The organism is Rhodococcus sp. M8 (assembly GCF_015654185.1).
In the GTDB taxonomy this organism is placed as follows: Bacteria; Actinomycetota; Actinomycetes; order Mycobacteriales; family Mycobacteriaceae; genus Rhodococcus; species Rhodococcus aetherivorans.
In genome coordinates this window covers 786,351-808,473 of record NZ_CP064065.1, presented here as the reverse complement: position 1 = coordinate 808,473, position 22,123 = coordinate 786,351, and the positions used below count along the sequence as shown (strand labels likewise).

General features: G+C 74.1%; 1 protein-coding gene. It reads right to left on the bottom strand.

The features are described 5' to 3' along the window. Positions 1–12: 12 nt before the first annotated feature. Positions 13–22,083 carry a non-ribosomal peptide synthetase gene (locus tag ISO16_RS03640; protein WP_230304472.1) on the bottom strand — a complete coding sequence of 7,357 codons (22,071 nt, stop codon included), beginning with the start codon at positions 22,081–22,083 and terminating at the stop codon, positions 13–15. Positions 22,084–22,123: the final 40 nt, after the last annotated feature.

Sequence of the window (22,123 nt, the reverse complement as noted above, 5' to 3'; positions counted from 1 at the left end):
CGGGCGGTGGCCTCAGCCCCGCGGGCCCGCGCCGGTGATCGCGGTGTCCGCCAGCCGCGCCGACAGGACCCGCACGATCGCCTCGACCGCGTGCGGGGCCACCATCTCGTGGTGGTCGCAGTCGATCCGGTACTGGTGGATCTCCCCCGACACCACGTTGTGCCAGGCCGCGACCGCCGGCGCCGGCGCCGCGGACCGGGTGGCGGTGAAGAACAGCACGTCCCCGTCGAAGGTGGCGGGCGTGTGCCGGCGGGCGGCCCGCAACGCGGCGGCCGAGCCGCGGTGGATCCGCTCGAGGTGCGCGGCGGTCAGGCCGGTGCCGCCGCCGAGCGCGGCGTCGAGGAGCGCCGACGCCTGGTCGTAGGTCGGGTCCTGCTCGGCATCGACCGGCACGCCGAGGTCGCGGAGCATGTCGCGGACCCCGACCGACCCGGCGCCCCGGACGCTGAGGTGGCTGTCGAGCAGGGCCAGGGTGTCCACGCGCTCCCCCGCCCGGCGCAGGTCCACGGCGACCGCGTGGGCGACGACGCCGCCGAGCGACCAGCCGAGCAGGTGGTAGGGGCCGTGGGGCTGGATGCGCCGGATCTCCTCGACGTACCGCTGGGCCAGCGCGGTGATGGACTCCGGGGCGGGGCCGCCGCTGAGAGTGGGCAGCTGCAGCCCGTAGACCGGCCGGTCGCCGCCGATGCGTTGTGCGAGCGGCGCGTACGCCCACGACAGGCCGGCGGCCGGGTGGAGGCAGAACAGCGGTGCGCCGGTGCCTTCACGTAGCGGCACGAGCACCTGCAGGGCCTCGTCGATGCCGGTGCGTTCCTGCGGGCCGCCGAGGTGGGCGGCGAGGCCGGCGGGGGTCGGATGGACGAAGATCAATTGCAGCGGGACCGGACGGCCGAGACGTTCGCCGAGCGCCGGCAGCATCCGGGTGGCGAGCAGCGAGGTGCCGCCGAGGTCGAAGAAGTTGTCGTCGACCGAGACCCGGTCGAGGCCGAGATGCTCGACGAACACCCCCACCACGGTGCGCTCGAGGTCCGTGGCCGGGGCGCGGTAGGCGCCGCCGAGCGCCGAGAAGTCCGGCTCCGGCAGGGCGCGCCGGTCCAGTTTGCCGGCGGGCGTGAGCGGGATCCCGTCGAGCACGATCACGGCCGTGGGCACCATGTGCGCCGGAAGGTGTTGCGACACATGCTCTCTGATGCCGGCGGGGCCGGGGGCGGCGCCGGGGGCGGGCAGCACGTAGGAGACGAGGACGGTCTCCCCCGACGGGGCGGTGTGGCCGATGGTGTGGGCGAACGCCACGTCCCGGTGTCCGGTGAGCGCAGCGTCGATCTCGGCGAGTTCGATGCGGAAGCCGCGGACCTTGACCTGGAAGTCGGAGCGGCCGACGTACTCGAGGTCGTGCTCCTTGGTCCAGCGCACGACGTCGCCGGTGCGGTACATCCGCTCCCCCGGCACCCCGAACGGGTCGGCGACGAAGCGCGCGGCGGTCAGGTCGGGTCGGGCGTGGTAGCCGCGCGCGAGGCCCGGCCCGGCGACATACAGTTCGCCGGCGACGCCGACGGGCACGGGGCGCAGCCGGGTGTCGAGGACGACGGCGTGGAAGGCGCGGGTCGGCCGGCCGATGGTGACGGGTTCGCCCGGGGCCAGGGGGTCGCTGACGGAGGTCATGATGGTCGCCTCGGTGGGGCCGTAGGCGTCGACCATGCGGCGGCCGGGGGCCCAGCGGGCGACGAGTTCGGGTGGGCACGCCTCGCCGGCGACGAGGAGCACCTCCAGGCTGTCGACGGCGTCCGGGTCGAGGGAGGCCAGCGCGGTGGGCGTGATGAACGCGTGGGTGACCTGTTCGGTGTGCAGGACGTCGGCGAGTTCGTCGCCGCCGTACACGGTCGGGGGCACGATCACGAGGGTGGCGCCGGCCGAGAGGGCCATCATCTGTTCGAACACCGAGGCGTCGAAGCTCGGTGAGGCCAGGTGTGAGACGCGGCTGCCGGGCCGGACGTCGAGGTGGAGGTGTTCCTCGACGGCGAGGTCGGACAGGCCGCGGTGGGTGAGCACGACGCCCTTGGGTCGGCCGGTCGAACCGGAGGTGTAGATCAGGTAGGCGGGATGGTCGGGTTCGAGGGGCGCGGTGCGGTCGGTGTCGGTCGGGGGTTCGGGCGGGTACGGCGCGAGTTCGGCGACGGTGGTGGCGGAGTCGAGGGCGAACCACGGCACGGTGGGGGGCAGCCCGTCGCGGTGGGCGGTGACGGTGAGGCCGAGGGCGGCGCCGCTGTCGGCGAGCATGTATTCGACGCGGTCGCGGGGGTAGCTCGGGTCGACGGGCACGAAGGCGGCGCCGGTCTTGGTCACGGCCCACAGCGCGGTCACGGAGTCGAGGCTGCGGGGCAGGCCGAGGGCGACGACGGTCTCGGGGCCGACGCCGTAGTCGACGAGCATCCGGGCGAGGCGGCTCGAGTGGGCGTCGAGATCGCGGTAGGTGGCGCGGCGGGGCCCGTCGACGACGGCGAGGGCGTCGGGATCGACGGCGACGGCGTCGGCGAGGATCTGTGGCCACAGCCGGGTGCCGAGGGTGTGCGGGCCGTGCGCGGGGACCAGGGCGCGGGTCTCGTCGGCGGTGACGAGGTCGAGGTCGCCGACGGGGGTGTCGGGGGCGCCGGTGACGGCGTCGAGGAGGCGGACGAACCGGTCGGCGACGGCGGCGACGGTGTCGGCGTCGAACAGGTCGGTGGCGTAGACGAGGGCGGCGTCGAAGCCGGTGGGGGCGCCGGTGTCGTCGTGGTTCTCGCCGAGCAACAGTTCGAGGTCGAAGTTGGCCACCGTCGGATCCAGGGGCAGGCCGGTGACGGTCAGGTGCGGCAGTTCCAGGCGGGGGCGTTCGGTGTTCTGGAATTCGAGGGAGACCTGGAACAGCGGCGCGTGGGCGGTGGAGCGGGCGGGGTCGACGGCGTCGACGACCTGTTCGAAGGGGACGTCGGCGTGGGCGAAGGCGTCGAGGTCGGTGGTGGTGACGTCGGTGAGCAGGTCGGTGTAGGTGATCTGCCCGGGGACGCGGGTGCGCAGCACGAGGGTGTTGACGAACATGCCGACGACGTCGTCGAGGGCACGGTGCCCGCGGCCGGCGATGGGGGTGCCCACGGCGATGTCGTCGCTGCCGGAGAGCCGGGCCAGCAGCACCGCGAGGGCGGCGTGGACGGCCATGAACACGGTGGTGCCGTGGGCGTGGGCGAGGCGGGTCAGGCGGTCGTGCAGGGCGGCGTCGATCGGGAAGCGGACGACGTCGCCGCGGAAGGACCGTTGCGCGGGCCGCGGCCGGTCGGTGGGGAGGGTGAGGACCTCGGGCAGGCCGGCGAGGGTGGTGCGCCAGTAGTCGAGCTGGGTGGCGGCGAGGGAGCCGGGGGCGTCGGCGTCGCCGAGGCGGCCGAGCTGCCAGAGCGTGTAGTCGGCGTACTGCACCTCGAGCGGCGCCCAGGCGGGGGCGTCGCCGCGGGTGCGGGCTTGGTAGGCGGTCATCAGGTCGCGGGCCAGGGGGGCGGTGGAGAAGCCGTCGGCGGCGATGTGGTGGACGACGAGGACGGCGAGATGGTCGTCGCGGCCGAGGGTGTACACCCGCGCCCGTAGCGGCACATCGACGGTGACGTCGAATCCGGTGGCGGCGAACTCTCCGGCGGCGGTGACGACGGTGTCCTCGGTGGCGGGCACGACGTCGACGGTGAGGCCGACGTCGTCGGCGTCGAGGATCCGCTGCACGGGCCCGGTGGGGCCGGCCGGGTAGATGGTACGCAGGCTCTCGTGCCGGGCCAGGACGTCGCGGACGGCGGTGTCGAGCGCGGCGACGGACAGATGGCCGGTCAGCCGGATCGCGAGCGGGATGTTGTAGGCCGGGGAGCTGGTGTCGAACTGGTTGACGAACCACATGCGCTGCTGGGCCGGGGACAGCGGGATGCGGTCGGGACGCGGGCGCCGGGCCGGTCCGGTGCCGATGGCGGGTTCGGCGCCCGGGGTTTCGGCGAGGCGGGCGGCGAGGGCGCGGACGGTGGGGGCCTCGAACAGGGCCCGCACCCCGAGGTCGACCCCGAGGGCGGCGCCGAGGCGGGAGGCGGCGCGGGTCGCGACGAGGGAGTTGCCGCCGATGTCGAAGAAGCTGTCGGTGACCGAGACCCGGTCGACGCCGAGGACGTCGGCGAACACCCCGGCGACGGCGGTTTCGAGTGCGTCGGCGGGTGGGACGTAGTCGCCGCTGCCGCCGGACAGGTCCGGTGCGGGCAGGGCGCGGCGGTCGAGCTTGCCGACCGGGGTGAGGGGGATCTCGTCGAGGACGACGACCGCGGCGGGCACCATGTGCGCCGGCAGCCGGTCGCCGACGTGCGCGCGCAGGGCGTCGGCGTCGATGTCGTGTCCGGGGGTGGGCAGGACGTAGGCGACGAGCACGGTCTCCCCCGACGGGGCGGTGTGGCCGAGGGTCGCGGCGAATGCGACGCCCGGGTGGCTGCACAGCGCGGCGTCGATCTCGCCGAGTTCGATGCGGAAGCCGCGGACCTTGACCTGGAAGTCGGAGCGGCCGACGTATTCGAGTTCGAGGGCGTCGGTCCAGCGCACCACGTCGCCGGTGCGGTACAGCCGCTCCCCCGGCGCCCCGAACGGATCCGCGACGAACCGGCCGGCCGTCAGGTCGGGGCGGGCGTGGTAGCCGCGGGCCAGGCCGAGGCCGCCGAGGTACAGCTCGCCCGCGACGCCGGCGGGCACGGGGCGCAGGGCGGCGTCGAGGACGAGGGCGCGGACGCCGCGCAGCGGGCCGCCGAGCGTGATGGGGCCGGCGACGGTCATCGGGGCGCTGATGGCGGCCATGATCGTGGTTTCGGTGGGGCCGTAGGCGTTGACCAGGCGCCGGCCGGGCGCCCAGGTGTCGCGCAGTTCCGACGGCCATGCCTCGCCGCCGACGGCGAGCTCGGCGAAGGCGTCGAGGTTGTCGGGGGGCAGGGAGGCCAGGGCGGCGGGGGTGATGAAGCCGTGGGTGACGCCGTGCGCGCGTAGGACGCGGGCGAGTTCGTCGCCGCCGTACACGGTGGGCGGTACGACCGCCAGGGTGGCACCGGAACCGAACGCGAGCAGGTATTCGAAGATCGAGGCGTCGAAGCTCGGCGAGGAGAAGTGCATGACGGTCGCGCCGGGGCCGGCGCCGAACCGGCTGCGCTGGTCGAGGGCGAAGTTCTCGAGGCTGCGGTGGGTGGTCACCACGCCCTTCGGGCGGCCGGTGGAGCCGGAGGTGTAGATGAGGTAGGCGGGGTGGTCCAGGCGCAGCGGGCTGCGGCGGTCGGCGTCGCCGATCGGGTCGGTCGAGGCGTCGTCGAGCCGGGCGGCGAAGGCGTCGGTGTCGACGGTGAGCCAGCGGGCGGTGTCCGGCAGCGTGTCGCGGTGCGCGGCGGTGGTCACGCCGAGGGTGGCGCCGCTGTCGGCGAGCATGAAGGCGATGCGGTCGGTGGGATAGTTCGGGTCGACGGGCACGAATGCGGCGCCGGTCTTGGTGACCGCCCACATCGCGGCCACCGAGTGCAACGATCGCGAAATCCCCAGGGCCACGAAGGTTTCCGGACCCACGCCGAGGTCGAGCAGGACGCGGGCGGCGCGGGTGGACCATTCGTCGAGCCGGCGGTAGGTCCACCGGGCGGCGCCGTCGACGATCGCGACGGCGTCCGGATGGGCGGCGGCGGTCGCGGTGAACAGCTCCGGCAGGGTGCGGGTGGTGCCGCCGGCGGGACCGCGGACCGGGGCGAGGACGGCGCGTTCGTCGTCGAGGAGCACGTCGACGGCCGCGGCCGGGGCGTCGAGATCGGTGGCCAGGGTGGTCAGGGCCCGCTCGATGCGGCGGGCGACGGTCTCGACGGCCGGGCGGTCGAACACCTCGGGCAGGTACTTCAGCCGCAGGTGCAGGGTCGCGGTGTCGCCGGTGCCGGCCGGGTGCGCGACGATGCTCAGCGGGTAGTGCGCGGCGTCGTGGCCGCTGATGCCGGCCACCCGCATCCCGGCGATGTCGGTGTCCTCGGTCAGCCCGGCCCGGTCCACCGGGTAGGACTCGAACACGGTGAGGGTGTCGAAGCCGGCGGCGGCGCCGACGCGGCGTTCGATGGCGCTCAGACCGATGTGGTGGTGGTCGAGCATGGCCGCCTGCTCGGCCTGCACCCGGTCGAGCAGGGCGCCGAGGGTCTCGGCGGGCCGCACGGTGACCCGGACGGGGACGGTGTTGATGAACAGCCCGACCATCGACTCGATGCCGGCGACCTGTGGGGGCCGGCCGGAGACGGTGGCGCCGAAGACGACGTCGTGGCGGCCGGTCAGCGCGCCGAGCACGAGCGCCCACGCGGTCTGCACCACGGTGTTGACGGTCACGCCGCGGTCGGTGGCGACGGCGTCGAGGCGCGCGGCGAGACCGGACGGCAGGTCCAGGTCGAGGTCCTGCGAGACCGCGGCGGTGCGGCCGGGGCGGTGCGCGGGGGCGAGCAGGGTGGGCTCGTCGAGACCGGCGAGGGTGTGGGCCCAGGCGTCCGCGGCGGTGTCGGGGTCCTGCCCGGCCAGCCACTGCAGATAGTCGCCGTAGCTGCGGGGCCGGTCGAGGGCGGCGGTGTCGCCGTCGGTGGCGTACAGCAGCAGCAGGTCCTTGACCAGCAGCGGCGTGGACCAGCCGTCGAGCAGGATGTGGTGATTGGTCAGGGCCAGCCGGTACCGGTCGGCGGCGACCCGGACGAGGGTGGCGCGCAGCAGCGGGGCGACGGCGGTGTCGAATCGGGTGCGGCGGTCCTCGTCGAGCAGGCGCGCCGCCTGACGGTCCGGATCGTCGAGGCCGGTCAGGTCCAGCACCGTCCAGGGCAGTTCGACGCGGGCGGGGACGACCTGGACGAAGCCGCCGGAGCCGTCGTCGGCGAACGCGGCCCGCAGGTTGGGGTGCCGGTCGAGCAGCAGCTGCGCGGCGCGGCGCAGCCGGTCCGGGTCGACGGTGCCGTGCAGGTCGAGGACGAGTTGCACGACGTAGGCGTCGGCGGACTGCGCGGAAAGCAGGGCGTGGAACAGCAACCCGGCCTGCAGCGGGGCGACGGGCCACACGGTGGCCAGGCCGGTGTCGTGCCCGGCCGCCCGGTAGTGGCGTTCGAGGCGGTCGAGGGTGGGCTGGTCGAGGGCGACGAGGGGCACGTCGGACGGGGTCAGGCCGCCGGCGTGCGGGTCGCGGGCATGCCGGGCCAGGGCGGCGGCCGCGGCCGCCCACCGGTCGGTGAGGGCGGCGACGTCGGCGTCGGCGAGCAGGTGCTGCGGGTAGGAGAAGGTGGCGCGCAGCACCGGCCCGTCGGGGGTGGGCACGGTGACGGCGTTGATGTCGACGGCGGCGGCGGCCGGCATGTCCGGGCTCTGGGCGCCGCCGCGGTCGAAGGCGTCCACCGGCAGCCACGGGGTGTCCGCTTCGGTGAGGGCCGGGGTGAGGCGGCCGAGGTAGTTGAAGCTGATCTGCGGGGCGGGGCGGGTCCGCAGCCGGACGGCGGTGCCGGCGTTGAGGTAGCGCAGCAGGCCGAACCCGAGGCCGTGGTCGGGGACGGCGGCGAGCTGTTCCTTCACGGCCTTGATCGCGGCACCGGCGGCGTCGCCGCCGCGCAGCGCGTCCGGCAGGTCGACACCGCTCAGGTCGAGCCGGACCGGATGGATGGTGGTGAACCAGCCGACGGTGTGGGACAGGTCCGCGCCCGGGGCGACGGCGGTCTCCCGGCCGTGTCCCTCGAGGCCGACCAGCACGTCGTCCACGTCGGTGCCGTGGTCGCGGCGCCAGGCGGTGACCGCCAGTGCCAGGGCGGTGAGCAGGCCGTCGTTGACGGTGCCGTGGAAGGCGCCGGGCACCGCGGTCAGCAGCGCGGCGGTGACGTCGGCGGGCAGGTCGGTGGAGACGGTGCGGACCGTGGCGTTGGTGTCGACGACCGGGTCGAGGGGACGGTCCCCGAGCAGCGGGTCGTCACCGTCGAGGATCGCGGTCCAGCGGTCGAGTTCGGCGACGCGGTCGGACCGGTGCGCGGCCTCGACGAGGGCGTGCGCCCAGCGCCGCACGGAGGTGCCGGCGGGGGGCTCCTCGACCGCGGTGCCGTGGAGGGCGGCGGCCCACGCGGCCGCGAGGTCGGGAACGAGGATGCGCCAGGACACGCCGTCGACGGCGAGGTGGTGTACGACCAGCAGCAGACGCCCGGAGCCGGCGGCGGCGTCGAACCACACCGCCTGCAGCAGGATTCCGGCGGCGGTGTCGAGCCGGTCGGCGGCGGCGTCGAGTTCGGCGGCGGCGAGGGCGAAGAAGTCGTCGGTGTCGGCGGCGGTGGTGACGGGGACGCGGTGGATGAGCGTGTCGGCGGTGACCGCGCCGGGACCGCGGACCTGCAGGCCGACCCCGGCGGGGTCGTCCACGTCGGGGACGAGGCGGGCGCGGAGCATGTCGTGCCGGTCCAGCACCGTCTGCAGCGTGGCCGCGAGGGTGACGCGGTCCAGGCCGGCGGGCAGCCGCAGCAGCGCGGCCTGGGAGTAGCGGTCGATGCTGCCGCCGCGTTCGAGCATCCACCGCACGATCGGGGTCAGGGGCACGGGGCCGACGCCGCGGCCGGGCAGTTCGGCGAGGACGGCCGGGCCGCCGCCGAGGGTGGCGACGGCGGCGAGCGCGGCGGGGGTCTTGCGTTCGAACACATCCCGAGGGGTCAGCTCGATCCCGGCGGCCCGGGCGCGCGAGACCAGCTGGATGGACATGATGCTGTCGCCGCCGAGCGCGAAGAACGAGTCGTCCACTCCGACCGTCTCGAGGCCGAGGACCTGCGCGAACAGCTCGACGAGCTGCTTTTCGAGGTGGCCGGCGGGGGCACGGGTCTCGGTGGCCAGCGCCCCGAAGTCGGGGTCGGGCAGGGCCTTGCGGTCGAGCTTGCCGGTGGCCGTGACCGGCAGGGTGTCGAGGACGACGAGGGTGGCCGGGACCATGTAGGCGGCGAGGTCACCGGCGACCCGGTTCAGCGTGGCGGCCACATCCACGGTCGCGGCGGTCTCCGGAACCACGTACCCGACGAGGCGGTCGGCGGCGCGGTCGTCGCGGTGGAGCACCACGACGGCGCGGGCGACTCCGGGGCAGCGCAGCAGCGCCGCCTCCACCTCCCCCAGCTCGATGCGGAAACCGTGCAGCTGCACCTGGAAGTCGCTGCGGCCGACGTATTCGAGCCGGCCGTCGCGGCGCCGGCGGGCGAGGTCGCCGGTGCGGTACAGGCGGGCGCCGGGCCCGCCGAACGGGTCGGCGACGAAGCGCGCGGCGGTCAGGGCGGGGCGGCCGAGATAGCCGCGGGCGGCCTGCCCGCCGGAGACGTACATCTCGCCGATCACGCCGGCCGGCACCGGGTGCAGCCGCCGGTCGAGGACGTGCACCGTCAGGCCGGGAATGGCGTCGCCGATGACGCTGGCCGAGGCGGTCGCGGCGAACTGCCGGTCCAGCGGCTGCAAGGTCACGTGCACGGTGGTCTCGGTGATGCCGTACATGTTCACCAGCACCGGCGCGGTGTCCGGGTGGCGGCGGTACCAGCGTTCGAGCTGGGCGAGGTCGAGGGCTTCGCCGCCGAAGACGACGTAGCGCAGCGACAGGGTGTGCTCGCCGGCGGCGCGGTCGGCCTCGATCAGCTGGTAGAACGCGGTGGGTGTCTGGTTGAGCACGGTGACGTGCTCGCGGCGCAGCAGGTCGAGGAATGCCTCCGGGGAGCGGGCGGTGTGGTGGTCGACGACGACGAGGCGGCCGCCGTAGGCGAGTGCGCCCCACAGTTCCCACACCGAGAAGTCGAAGGCGTACGAGTGGAACATGGTCCACACGTCGTGCTCGTCGAATCCGAACCTGTCGTGGGTTTCGGCGAGGAGGGTGACGACGTTGCGGTGCGGGACGACGACGCCCTTGGGGCGGCCGGTCGAGCCGGAGGTGTAGATGACGTAGGCGGTGTGGTCGGGGTGCAGCACACCGAGCCGGTCGGCGTCGGTGAGCGGGCCGTCGGGCAGTTCCGCGAGCCGGGCGGCGGTGTCCTGGGTGTCGAGCAGCAGCACCGGGGCGTCCCCCGCGGGCAGGGTGGCGGCGTCGGCGCCGGTGGTGACGATGCAGACCGGCCGGGCGTCGGCGAAGAGGAACGCGAGCCGTTCCGGCGGGTAGGACACGTCGACGGGCAGGTATCCGGCGCCGGTCTCGAGGACGGCGAGCAGCGTGACGATCAGGTCGGTCGAGCGGGGCACGGCGACGGCGACGAGCCGGTCGGGTCCGGCGCCGTGCGTGATCAGGGCGCGGGCGAGGCGACGGGCCCGCGCGGCGAGTTCGCGGTAGGTCAGCGCCGGGGTGGCCGGGTCGGTGGGGGCGGTGATCGCGACGGTGTCGGGTGCTGCGGCGACGGACCGCGCGAAGAGGGCGGGGAGGGTCTCGGCGTGCCGGTCGGGGTCGGGGCGTCGCGCGGCGGCGGGCCGTTCGGCGGGGTCGAGCAGGTCGAGGTCGCCGACGGGTCGGGCGGGGTCGGCGGTGACGGCGGTGAGGACCCGCAGGAACCGGTCGGCGAACGCGGTGACGGTGTCGGCGTCGAACAGGTCGGTGGCGTAGGTGAAGGCCCCGGTCATGCCGGCGGGGTCGGTGCCGGCGGCCGGGTTCTCCCCCATGGTCAGCTGCAGGTCGAACTTGGCGACGGGGGCGTCGGCGTCGAGGGCGTCGACGGTCAGGTCGGGCAGGGCGAGGTGGGCGCGTTCGTTGTTCTGGAATTCGAGGACCACCTGCACGAGCGGGGCGTGGTCGGTGGCGCGGGTGGGGGCGAGGGCGTCGACGAGCTTCTCGAAGGGCAGGTCGGCGTGCCCGAAGGCGGCGAGGTCGACCTCGCGGGTACGTTCGAGGTGATCGGCGAACGGCAGGCCGGGGGCGACGGGGGTGCGCAGCACCAGGGTGTTGACGAACATGCCGACCAGATCGTCGAGGGCACGGTGCCCGCGGCCGGCGATGGGGGTGCCCACGGCGATGTCGTCGCTGCCCGAGAGCCGGGCCAGCAGCACCGCGAGGGCGGCGTGCACGGCCATGAACACGGTGGCGCCGTGGGCGGCTGCGAGGTCGGCGAGCCGGCGGTGCAGCTCGGGCTCGACGTCGAAGCGGACGGTGGCGCCGCGGAACGACTGGTGCGGCGGGCGGGGTCGGTCGGTGGGCAGGGGCAGGATCTCGGGCAGGTCGGCCAGGGCGGTGCGCCAGAACTCGAGCTGCCGGGCGGCGAGCGAATCCGGGTCGGCCGGATCGCCGAGGACCTGCCGCTGCCACAGCGCGTAGTCGGCGTACTGCACCGGCAGCGGCGCCCACGCCGGCTCCTGTCCCCGGGTGCGGGCGGCGTACGCGGTCATCAGATCCCGGGCCAGCGGCGCCATCGACGCCCCGTCCGCCGCGATGTGATGCACCACGAACACCAGCACGTGCTCCCCGTCGCCGAGCGCGAACAACCGCGCCCGCACCGGCACCTGCACCGCCACGTCGAACCCGGCCGTGACCTCGGCGGCCAGACGCTGCGGCAGCTCCTCGGCGGACACTGGGACCGGATCGAGGTCGGGGGTGGCCTGGGCGGGGTCGGTGACCAGCTGCACCGGGCCGGTGTTCTCGTTCGGGTACCAGGTGCGCAGGGTTTCGTGGCGGGTGATCAGGTCGTGCACGGCGGCGGTGAGCGCCGCCCGGTCGAGGCGGCCGGTCAGCCGGATCGCCATCGGGATGTTGTAGGCCGGCGAGGCGGTGTCGAACTGGTTGACGAACCACATCCGCTGCTGGGGTGGGGACAGCGGGATCCGGTCGGGGCGCGGGCCCGCGGTGAGGGGGACGCGGGTGCCACCGGCGTGGTCGTCGAGGATGCGGGCGGCGAGGGTCCGCACGGTCGGGGCCTCGAACAGCACCCGCACGCCGGCGTCGGTGCCGAGGGCGGCGTTGATGCGGGCGACGACACGGGTGGCGATCAGCGAGTTGCCGCCGAGGTCGAAGAAGCTGTCGTCGACGGAAACCTTCTCGTGGCCGAGGGCCTCGGCGACGATGTCGGCGAGGGTGGCCTCGGTGTCGGTGGCCGGGGCGCGGTATTCGCCGGTGGCCGACAGGTCGGGTACCGGCAGGGCGCGGCGGTCGAGCTTGCCGACCGGGGTGAGCGGGATCTCGTCGAGGACGACGATCGCGGCGGGCACCATGTGCGCCGGCAGCTGCCCGGCGACGTGCCCCCGCAGCGCGGCGGCATCGACGTGGTGGCCGGTCTCCGGCAGGACGTAGGCGACCAGGGCGGTGTCGCCGGACGGGGCGGTGTGCCCGATCGTCACCGCGAAGGCGACGTCCTCGTGGGCGGCGAGGGCGGTGTCGATCTCGCCGAGTTCGATGCGGAAGCCGCGGACCTTGACCTGGAAGTCGGAGCGGCCGAGGTATTCCACGGTGCCGTCGGTGCGCCAGCGCACCACGTCGCCGGTGCGGTACATCCGCTCCCCCGGCGCCCCGAACGGGTCGGCGACGAACCGGGCCGCGGTGAGGTCGGGTCGGCGGTGGTAGCCGCGGGCCAGGCCGGCGCCGGCGATGTAGAGCTCGCCGGCGACCCCGATGGGGACGGGCCGCAGCCGTTCGTCGAGGACGACCTCGTGGAAGCCGATGGCGGGGCCACCGACGGTGACGGTGGTGTCCGGGCGCATGTCGGGGCTGACGCTGGTCTCGATGGTGGCCTCGGACGGACCGTAGCCGTTGTACATGTGGCGGCCCGGCGCCCAGCGGTCGACCAGTTCCGGCGGGCAGGCCTCCCCGGCGACGACGAGCACGCGCAGCTCGTCGAGGCCCGCGGGATCGAGCGACGCGAGGGCGGTGGGGGTGACGAACGCGTGGGTGATGCGTTCCTCGCGCAGGATGCGGGCGAGTTCCTCGCCGCCGTACACGCTGGGCGGCACGATGACGAGGGTGGCGCCGGCGCAGAACGCCTTGGTCAGCTCGAAGAGGGACGCGTCGAAGCTCGGCGACGCCAGGTGCGAGACGCGGGCCCGATGGGTGATCGAGAAGTGTTCGCGCACTTCGGCGTTGAGGTTGGTCAGGCCGCGGTGGGTGACGACGACGCCCTTCGGGCGGCCGGTCGAGCCGGAGGTGTAGATCAGGTATGCCGGATGGTCGTACCGTAGCGGGGTGCGGCGGTCGTCGTCGGTGACCGGGGCGGGCGAGACGTCGTCGAGGCGGCGGCGCAGGCCGGGGTCGTCGAGCAGCAGCCACGACACCGCGTCCGCGGGCCACACGTCGCGGTGGGCGGTGGTGGTCAGGCCGAGGGTGGCCCGGCAGTCGTCGAGCATGTAGGCGATCCGCTCGGGCGGGTAGCCGGGGTCGACGGGGACGAACGCCGCCCCGGACTTGGTCACCGCCCACACCGCCGCGACCGACTCGATTGAACGCGAAATTCCCAGGGCCACGAAGGATTCCGGTCCGACCCCGTGGCTCGTGAGGACGCGGGCGAGCCGGTTGGACCAGGCGTCGAGCTCACCGTAGGTGACGGTGCGGCCTTCGAAGGACAGGGCGACCGCCTCCGGCACGATCGCCGCCACCGACGACAGCAGTTCGGGCCACAGCTGCGGGGAGACCGCGGGCCGGCCCCGCGCCGGGGCCAGGGTGGCGAGCTCACGCGGGGTGACGATCTCCACGTCCCCCACCGTCACGGACGCATCCGCGGTGACCGCGTCGAGGATCCGCACGAACCGGTCCGCGAACGAGGCGACCGTGTCCGCGTCGAACAGGTCGGTGGCGTAGGTGAACGCCGCCCGCACGCCGGATCCGCCGCCGGGCCGCTCGGCGATCGACAGCTGCAGGTCGAACGGCGACAGGCCGGGATCGAGGTCGAGTACCCGCGCCGTCGCCCCCGGCAGCGCGATCTCGGGGCGCTCGATGTCCTGGAACTCGAGCAGCACCTGGAACAGCGGGGGGTAGGACGTCGACCGGGGCGGGTCGAGGGCCTCGACGAGCCGCTCGAACGGGACGTCGGCCTGGCCGAACGCCGCCAGGTCCGCCGAACGGACCCGCCGCAACAGCGAGTCGAACCGTTCGCGTTCGTCCACCCGGGCCCGCAGCACCACGGTGTTGACGAACATGCCGACCAGATCGTCGAGGGCGCGGTCACCGCGCCCGGCGACGGGGGTCCCGACCACGATGTCGTCGCTGGTGGACAGCCGGGCCAGCAGCACCGCCAGCGCCGCATGCACGACCATGAACAACGACGCGTCGTGCTCGCGGGCCAGCGCGAGCATGCCGCGGTGGGTGTCGGCGTCGATCTCGAACGCCACGCGGGCACCGCGCCCGGACTGCTGCACCGGGCGGGGCCGGTCCCACGGCAGCTCGAGCAGTTCCGGCGCCCCGGCCAGCGCGTCGTGCCAGAACGCGAGCTGCCGGGCGGCGGTGGAGGCGGGATCGGACTCGTCGCCCAGCACGGTGTGCTGCCACAGCGTGTAGTCGGCGTACTGCACCGGCAGCGGCGACCGGTCGGGGGTGTGACCACCGGCGCGGGCGGCGTACGCGGTCATCAGATCCCGACCCAGCGGTCCCATCGAGAACCCGTCGGCGGCGATGTGGTGCACGACCAGGACCAGCACGTGGTCGGTGTCGGCGAGGGTGAGCAGCCGGATCCGCACCGGCACCTCGGTGGCGACGTCGAACCCGGCGCCGACGATCCGGTCGATGTGCGCGGGCACCGTGTCCTCGGTCTCGACGCGGGTGACGGTGAAGTCGGGCTGCGCCACCGCGACCGGCAGCACGACCTGGATCGGGCCGTCGTCGGTGAGCGGGTAGCGGGTGCGCAGCGTCTCGTGGCGCGCGGCGACGTCGGCGGCAGCGGCCCGCAGCGCCGCGAGGTCCAGCTCCCCGGTCAGACGCAGCGCGACGGCGATGTTGTAGGCCGGGGAGGTCGTGTCGAACTGGTTGATGAACCACATGCGCTGCTGGGCCGGCGACAGCGGGATCGTGGGGGGCCGGGTCGCGGCGGCGGTCAGCGCGGGCCGCGCCGCGGCATCGCGGTCGCGGAGCCGCTCGGCCAGGGCGGCGACGGTGGGCGCGTCGAACAGATCACGCACGCCCACGTCGGTGCCGGTCGCCGCGGCGATCCGCGCGGCCAGCCGCATGGCCAGCAGCGAGTTGCCGCCCAGATCCAGGAAGCTGTCGTGCACGCCGAGACGCTCCACCCCGAGCAGGCCGGCGAAGACCTCGGCCAGGACCTGCTCGACCGGGGTGCGCGGCGCGACGTGCTCCGCCGCCCGCACGGCCGTGAGGTCCGGGGCGGGCAGTGCCTTGCGGTCGAGCTTGCCGTTGGGGTTGAGCGGGAACCGGTCGAGGACGACGACGTGGGCGGGCACCATGTAGCCGGGCAGCCGGGCCGCGGCGGCCCCGAGCAGGGCCGCGGTATCGAATGCGCGGCTCGCCGCGGTATCGGATGCACGGCTCGCCGCGGTATCGCTGTTCCGGCCGGGTTCGGGCACGACGTACGCGACGAGCACCCCGTCGGAGCCGTCGGCGGCGCCGGCGGGGTGCCGGTGCACCACGACCGCGGCCTGCGCGACGGCCGGGTCGGCGCGCAACGCCTGCTCGATCTCACCGAGCTCGATCCGCAGCCCCCGGAGCTTGACTTGGAAATCGGTGCGGCCCAGGTAGATCAGATTGCCGTCGCGGCGCCAGGACACGAGGTCGCCGGTGCGGTACATGCGGGTGCCGGACGGACCGAACGGATCGGCGACGAACCGGTCGGCGGTCAGGTCGCCGCGCCCGACATAGCCGCGGGCGAGCTGGATACCGGACAGGTACAGCTCCCCCACGGCGCCGACGGGAACCGGGTGCAGCCGCGCATCGAGGACATGGACGCGGGTGTTCCACACCGGGGCGCCGATCGGCACGACGTCGACGTCGTCGTCGGTGCAGGCCCAGAACGTGACGTCGACGGCGGCCTCGGTGGGCCCGTACAGGTTGTGCAGGTCCGCCGTGGGGAACGCGGCGTGGGCGGCGGCGACCGTGGCCGGGGGCAGCGCCTCGCCGCTGCAGAACAGCAACCGCAGCGACGTGCAGCGGGCCGGGTCGGTGGCGGCGACGAACACCGCGAGCATGGACGGCACGAAGTGCGCCACGGTGACGTGCTGCTGCTCGACGACGGCGGTGAGGTAGGCGGGATCGCGGTGCCCGTCGGGTGCGGCGACGACGAGGCGCGCCCCGGTCTGCAGCGGCCAGAAGAACTCCCACACCGACACGTCGAACGTGAACGGTGTCTTCTGCAGGACGGTGTCCTCGGCGGTGAGCGGGTAGGCGTGCTGCATCCACCGCAACCGGTTGACGATCGCGGCGTGAGCGACCGCGACACCCTTGGGCCGGCCGGTGGAGCCGGAGGTGTACAGCACGTAGGCGAGGTGGTCCCCCGTCAGCGGGGCGGCGCGCTCCTCCGGGGCGACGGGGGCGTCGGAGGCGCCGGTCCGGTCGAGGCGATCGACCTCGAGAATCGGGGCCGGGGTGGGCAGCGCCGTCCGGTCGGCGGCGGTGGTGAGCACGCACACCGGACGGGCGTTGCCCAGAACGTATTCGAGCCGGTCGGTGGGGTGGTCGGGGTCGAGCGGCAGGTAGGCGCCGCCGGCCTTGATCACCGCGTACATCCCGACGAGCAGCTCGATCGAGCGGCGCATCGCGAGCCCGACGAGGCGGTCCGGGCCGACGCCCTCGGCGATCAGCCGCCGGGCGAGCCGGTTGGTGCGGGCATCGAACTCGGCGTAGGTCAGGGCCTCGTCGCCGAAGACGACGGCGACGGCGTCGGGGGTGCGGGCGGCCTGCCGGGCGAACAGGTCGGCGAGGGTGTGCGGGCCGCGGGGGGCGTCGGTGGCGTTCCAGCGCCGCAGGATCAGCTCGCGTTCGCCCGGCTCGAGCAGGTCGAGGTCGCCGACGGGCACATGCGGGGTGGTGGTCACGGCGGTGAGCAGCCGCACGAAGCGGTCGGCGAGGGCGGTGACGGTGCCGGCGTCGAACAGGTCGGTCGCGTAGGACAGGGCGCCGGTGAGGGCGGCGGGGGCGCCGTCGTCGCCGGGGACCTCGGCCAGCATCAGGTGCAGGTCGAATTTGGTGGTGCCGGTGTCGATTTCGGAGACGTCGACGGTCAGGTCGGGCAGCCGCAAGTGGGCGGACTCGGTGTTCTGGAAGGCCAGCATCACCTGGAACAGGGGCGCGTAGGCCTCGGATCGGTGGTCGGTGACGGCGTCGACGAGGGCGTCGAACGGCAGGTCGGCGTGGGCGAGGGCGTCGACGTCGCCGTCGCGGATGCGGGTCAGGTGCTCGGCGAAGGTGTGCTGTGCGGTGACGGGGGTGCGCAGGACGACGGTGTTGACGAACATGCCGACCAGATCGTCGAGGGCGCGGTCGCCGCGACCGGAGACCGGGGTGCCGACGGTGACGTCGTCGCTGCCCGAGAGCCGGGCCAGCAGCACCGCCAGGGCCGCGTGCACCGTGATGAACGGGGTGGCGCCGTGCGTGCGGGCCAGGTCGCCGACCGCCCGGTACAGTTCGGCGCCGACCTCGAAGCGGACGGTGGCGCCGCGGAACGACTGCTGCGGCGGGCGGGGCCGGTCGGTGGGCAACGCCAGCACTTCCGGTGCGCCGGAAAGGGTTTCGCGCCAGTACCGCAGCTGGGCGGCGGCGAGCGAATCCGGGTCGGCCGGATCGCCGAGGACCTGCCGCTGCCACAGCGCGTAGTCGGCGTACTGCACCTCCAGGGGCGTCCAGTCGGGGGCGCGGCCGCCGGTGCGGGCGGCGTACGCGGTCATCAGATCCCGGGCCAGCGGCGCCATCGACGCCCCGTCCGCCGCGATGTGATGCACCACGAACACCAGCACGTGCTCCCCGTCGCCGAGCGCGAACAACCGCGCCCGCACCGGCACCTGCACCGCCACGTCGAACCCCGCCGTGACCTCGGCGGCCAGACGCTGCGGCAGCTCCTCGGCGGCGACGGTCGTCGCGGTGAGATCGAGGCGCACCTGCTCGACCGGGCGGATCCGCTGGACGGGACCGTCGGCCGTGGCCGGGAACTCGGTGCGCAGCGCCTCGTGGCGGGCGAGCACATCGGTGACGGCGGTGGCGAGCGCGTCCCGGTCGAGCCGGCCGCGCAGCCGGATCGCCATCGGGATGTTGTAGGCCGGCGAGGCGGTGTCGAGCTGGTTGACGAACCACATCCGCTGCTGGGCCGCGGAGACCGGCAGCACCCCCGGACGGGGCCCGGCGACCAGCGGCACCCGGGTGCCCGTGCCGACGTCGGCGGTGAGGGCGGCGAGGGTCCGCACCGTGGGGGCCTCGAACAGTGCCCGGACCCCCAGGTCGGTGCCGAGGGCGGCGTTGATGCGGGCGACGACACGGGTGGCGATCAGCGAGTTTCCGCCGAGGTCGAAGAAGCTGTCGTCGAGACCGACGCGGTCGACGCCGAGGAGCTCGGCGAACACCTGCGCCACCGTCCTCTCGGCGTCGGTGGACGGCGCGACGTAGGTGGTGCCGTCCGCCGCGAACACGGGCACGGGCAGGGCGCGGCGGTCGAGCTTGCCGACCGGGGTGAGTGGGATCTCGTCGAGGACGACGATCGCCGTGGGCACCATGTGCGCCGGCAGGCTCCGCGACAGGTGCGCGGTGAGGGTGGCGGGTTCGGCGGTGCGCCCGGTCGCGGGCAGCACGTAGGACACCAGCACGGTGTCGCCGGACGGGGCGGTGTGCCCGATCGTCACCGCGAACGTGACGTCCTCGTGGGCGGTCAGAACCGCGTCGATCTCGCCGAGTTCGATGCGGAAGCCGCGGACCTTGACCTGGAAGTCGGACCGGCCGAGGTATTCGAGGGCGCCGTCGCGCCGCCAGCGCACCACGTCGCCGGTGCGGTACATCCGCTCCCCCGGCGCCCCGAACGGGTCGGCGACGAACCGGCCGGCGCTGAGCCCGGGCTTGCCGCGGTAGCCGCGGGTGATACCCGGGCCGGCAATGTACAGCTCGCCGGCGACGCCGATCGGCACCGGCCGCAGCCGGGAGTCCAGGACGACCTCGTGCGTGCCGCGCACGGGGGTGCCGATCGGGATCGTGGGGGCCGGCGCGAGCGGACCGCAGATGTTGACGACGATCGTGCACTCGGTCGGGCCGTACGCGTTGAACATCCGCCGGCCCCGGGACCAGCGGGCGACGAGTTCGGGCGGGCACGCGTCGCCGGCGACGGTGACCGACTCGGCGGCGACGCCCTCCGGATCGACGGAGGCCAGCGCCGCGGGGGTGGAGAAGGCGTGGGTGATGCGCTGCTCGCGGAAGAAGCGGGCCAGTTCCTCGCCGCCGTAGATCGTCGGGGGCACCACGACGAGGGTGGCGCCGATCGCGAACGCGGTCATGTACTCGTACACCGAGGCGTCGAAGCTCGGCGACGAGAAGTGCGAGACCCGCGAGTGCGGGGTGGGGCTGTGCCGGCCGTGCAGTTCGGCGCACAGGTTCGCCAGCCCGCGGTGCGGCACCACCACGCCCTTCGGGCGGCCGGTGGACCCGGAGGTGTAGATCAGGTAGGCAGGATGGTCGAAATGCAGCGCGCCGTGACGGTCGAGGTCCGACAGCGGCCCGTCGGAGACCGAGTCCAGCGCCGCGACGAACTCCGCGTCGTCGAGCACCAGCCACGGCACGTCGGCGGGCAAGCCGTCGCGGTGGGCGGTGGTGGTCACGCCGAGGACGGCCCCGGAGTCGGCGAGCATGTACTCGATCCGCTCGGCCGGGTAGGCGGGGTCGACCGGCATGTACGCGGCGCCGGACTTGGCCACTGCCCAGATCGCGGCCACGGATTCGAGGGACCGGGCGATGCCGAGGGCAACGAACGTCTCCGGGCCGGCGCCGGCGTCGATCAGCACCCGGGCGACCCGGTTGGACCAGGCGTCGAGCTCCCCATACGTCATCGTGCGGCCCTCGAATTCCAGGGCCGTCGCGTCGGGGACGTGTGCGGCCACGGAGGCGAGGATCTCGGGCCACAGCTGTGGGGACGAGCCGGGCAGTCCGCGGACCGGGCTCAGCTCCGCGGCTTCGTCGGGGAAGACGATGTCGACGTCCCCGATCGGTGCCGTCGGGTCGGCGGTGACGGCGTCGAGGATCCGCAGCAAACGTTCGCAGAACGATCGTGCCGTATCGGCGTCGAAGAGGTCGGCGGCGTACGTACACCTCAGGCGGGTGCCCTCGGGGCCGGTCGCGGTGTGCACCGCGACTTCGGCGTGTGCGAGCCCGCCGCCTTCGGCGGGCTCGCCGCTGTCGAGCAGCACCGGCAGGGTCGGCACGTGCTGCCCGTCGAAGGTCCGGGCGAGCCGGTCCGCCGGCACGTCGGCGTGGGCGGTCGCGGCGGCGTGTATCACCGTGACCCGGCCGAGGAGCGCGGCGAACGGCTCGCTCTCGTCGAGCTGCACCCGCAGCGGCAGCGCCCCGGCGGGGCCGGGGACGCCGACGAGAGTGTCGGTGCCGGCGGTGAGCCGGCCGACGAGCACCGCGACGGCGGCGTGCAGTAGTTCGGTGGAGGTGGCGCCGTGACGCCGGGCGAGCTCGGTGACCCGGTCCCCGAGCGCGGCGGGGACCGGCACCTCGAGGTGGGCGGCGGTGGGGGCGCGCGGGCCGGTGCGGCGGCGGTCGGCAGGCAGCTCGAGGTGCTCGGGCGCCCCGGCCAGGGCGGCACGCCAGAACCGCTCGACGTCGGCATCGCGCCGCAGGCGCTCGGCGACGGCGGCGGTCGCGCGGTGGATGCGGGCGACCGGCGTGTCCGGGTCGGCCCGCAGGAACTCGGCGAGCAGTTCGACGAAGCTGCCGTGGTGTGCGCGCAGCTCGTCCGGCTCGTACTGGTTGGGGTTGCCGCGGAAGTCGAGGAACGTCCGCGCGGGGGTGCCGCTCTGGTAGATGTTGACCAGCAGGTCGTCGACCGGACCCGAGGTCATGATGTGGAACTCGCCGCGGACCGGGCCTAGGGTGATCTCCTGCCGGAAGAGCATCACGTTGATCATCGGTCCGCCGTAGCTGTGGGCCCGGCCGGCGGTGCCGGTCTCGCGGCGGAGGTCCTCGAGGCTGAACCGCTGGTGGCGCAGCGCACCGGTCAGTTCCAGCTGGGCCCGCTGCACCAGGTCGGCGCGGGTGTCGTCGTCCTCGAGACGGATGTGCAGCGGTGCGGTGTTGACGAGCATGCCGCCGGAGCGTTTCGCCGCCGCGGTGGTGCGCGCGAACACCGGCAGATTGAGCATCACGTCGGCGCGGCCGGTCAGCCGGGAGAGATAGCACGCGGCCGCCGCGACCACCGTCGCGGCGGCCGAGGATCCGCTCGTGGCATCGGCGTCGGTCAACCGGGCGACCAGGTCGTCGGGCAGGGTGACACTCTCGAGGGTGCTGCGCGCGGCGGTCGGCACCGCCCGCCGCGCCAGGGTCGATCCGTCCTCGAGTCCGGCGACCCGCCCGATCCAGTAGTCCCGGTCGCTCGCGTACCGGTTCGAACCGCGGTAGTCGAGATCCGACTGGTAGAGGTCGCGCAGGTCGGCGGCGGTGGGTGGCTCGGGGACGCGGTCCTCGTGGGCCGCCGAGTACAGCGCGGCGATTCGGTTGACCATCGTCATGGCACCGAAGCCGTCGAGGGCGACGTGGTGGATCCGGCTGTACCACAGGTGCCGTCGCTCACCGATCCGCAGGATCGTCATGTTCACCAGCGAGTCGTCGGCCAGATCGACCGGGGTGGCGTAGTCGGTGTTCATCCACTGCTGCGCCGTGGCCATCGGATCGGGCGCATCGGAGAAGTCCAGCAGCGGGATGTCGCTGAGGTCGAGGTCGGGATCGACGTACTGGTACGGCTCACCGTCGACCTCGACGACCCGCAGGTACGGCGACTGGAACTCGCGAGCGGCCTCGTGCGCGGCCTCGCGCAGCAGATCCAGATCGAGGTCCCCGGGCAGGTCGACGTACTGGGCGATGCAGACGGGCACCTCGGGTGCCAGCTGTTGTGCGAACCAGATCGAGCGCTGGGCAGAGGACAACGGGAAGGCCCCGGGCGGAATGTGCAGCCGCTCTTGCAACGAACTCCCCTTCACGAAAGTGATTCCAGTGATGTCCTGG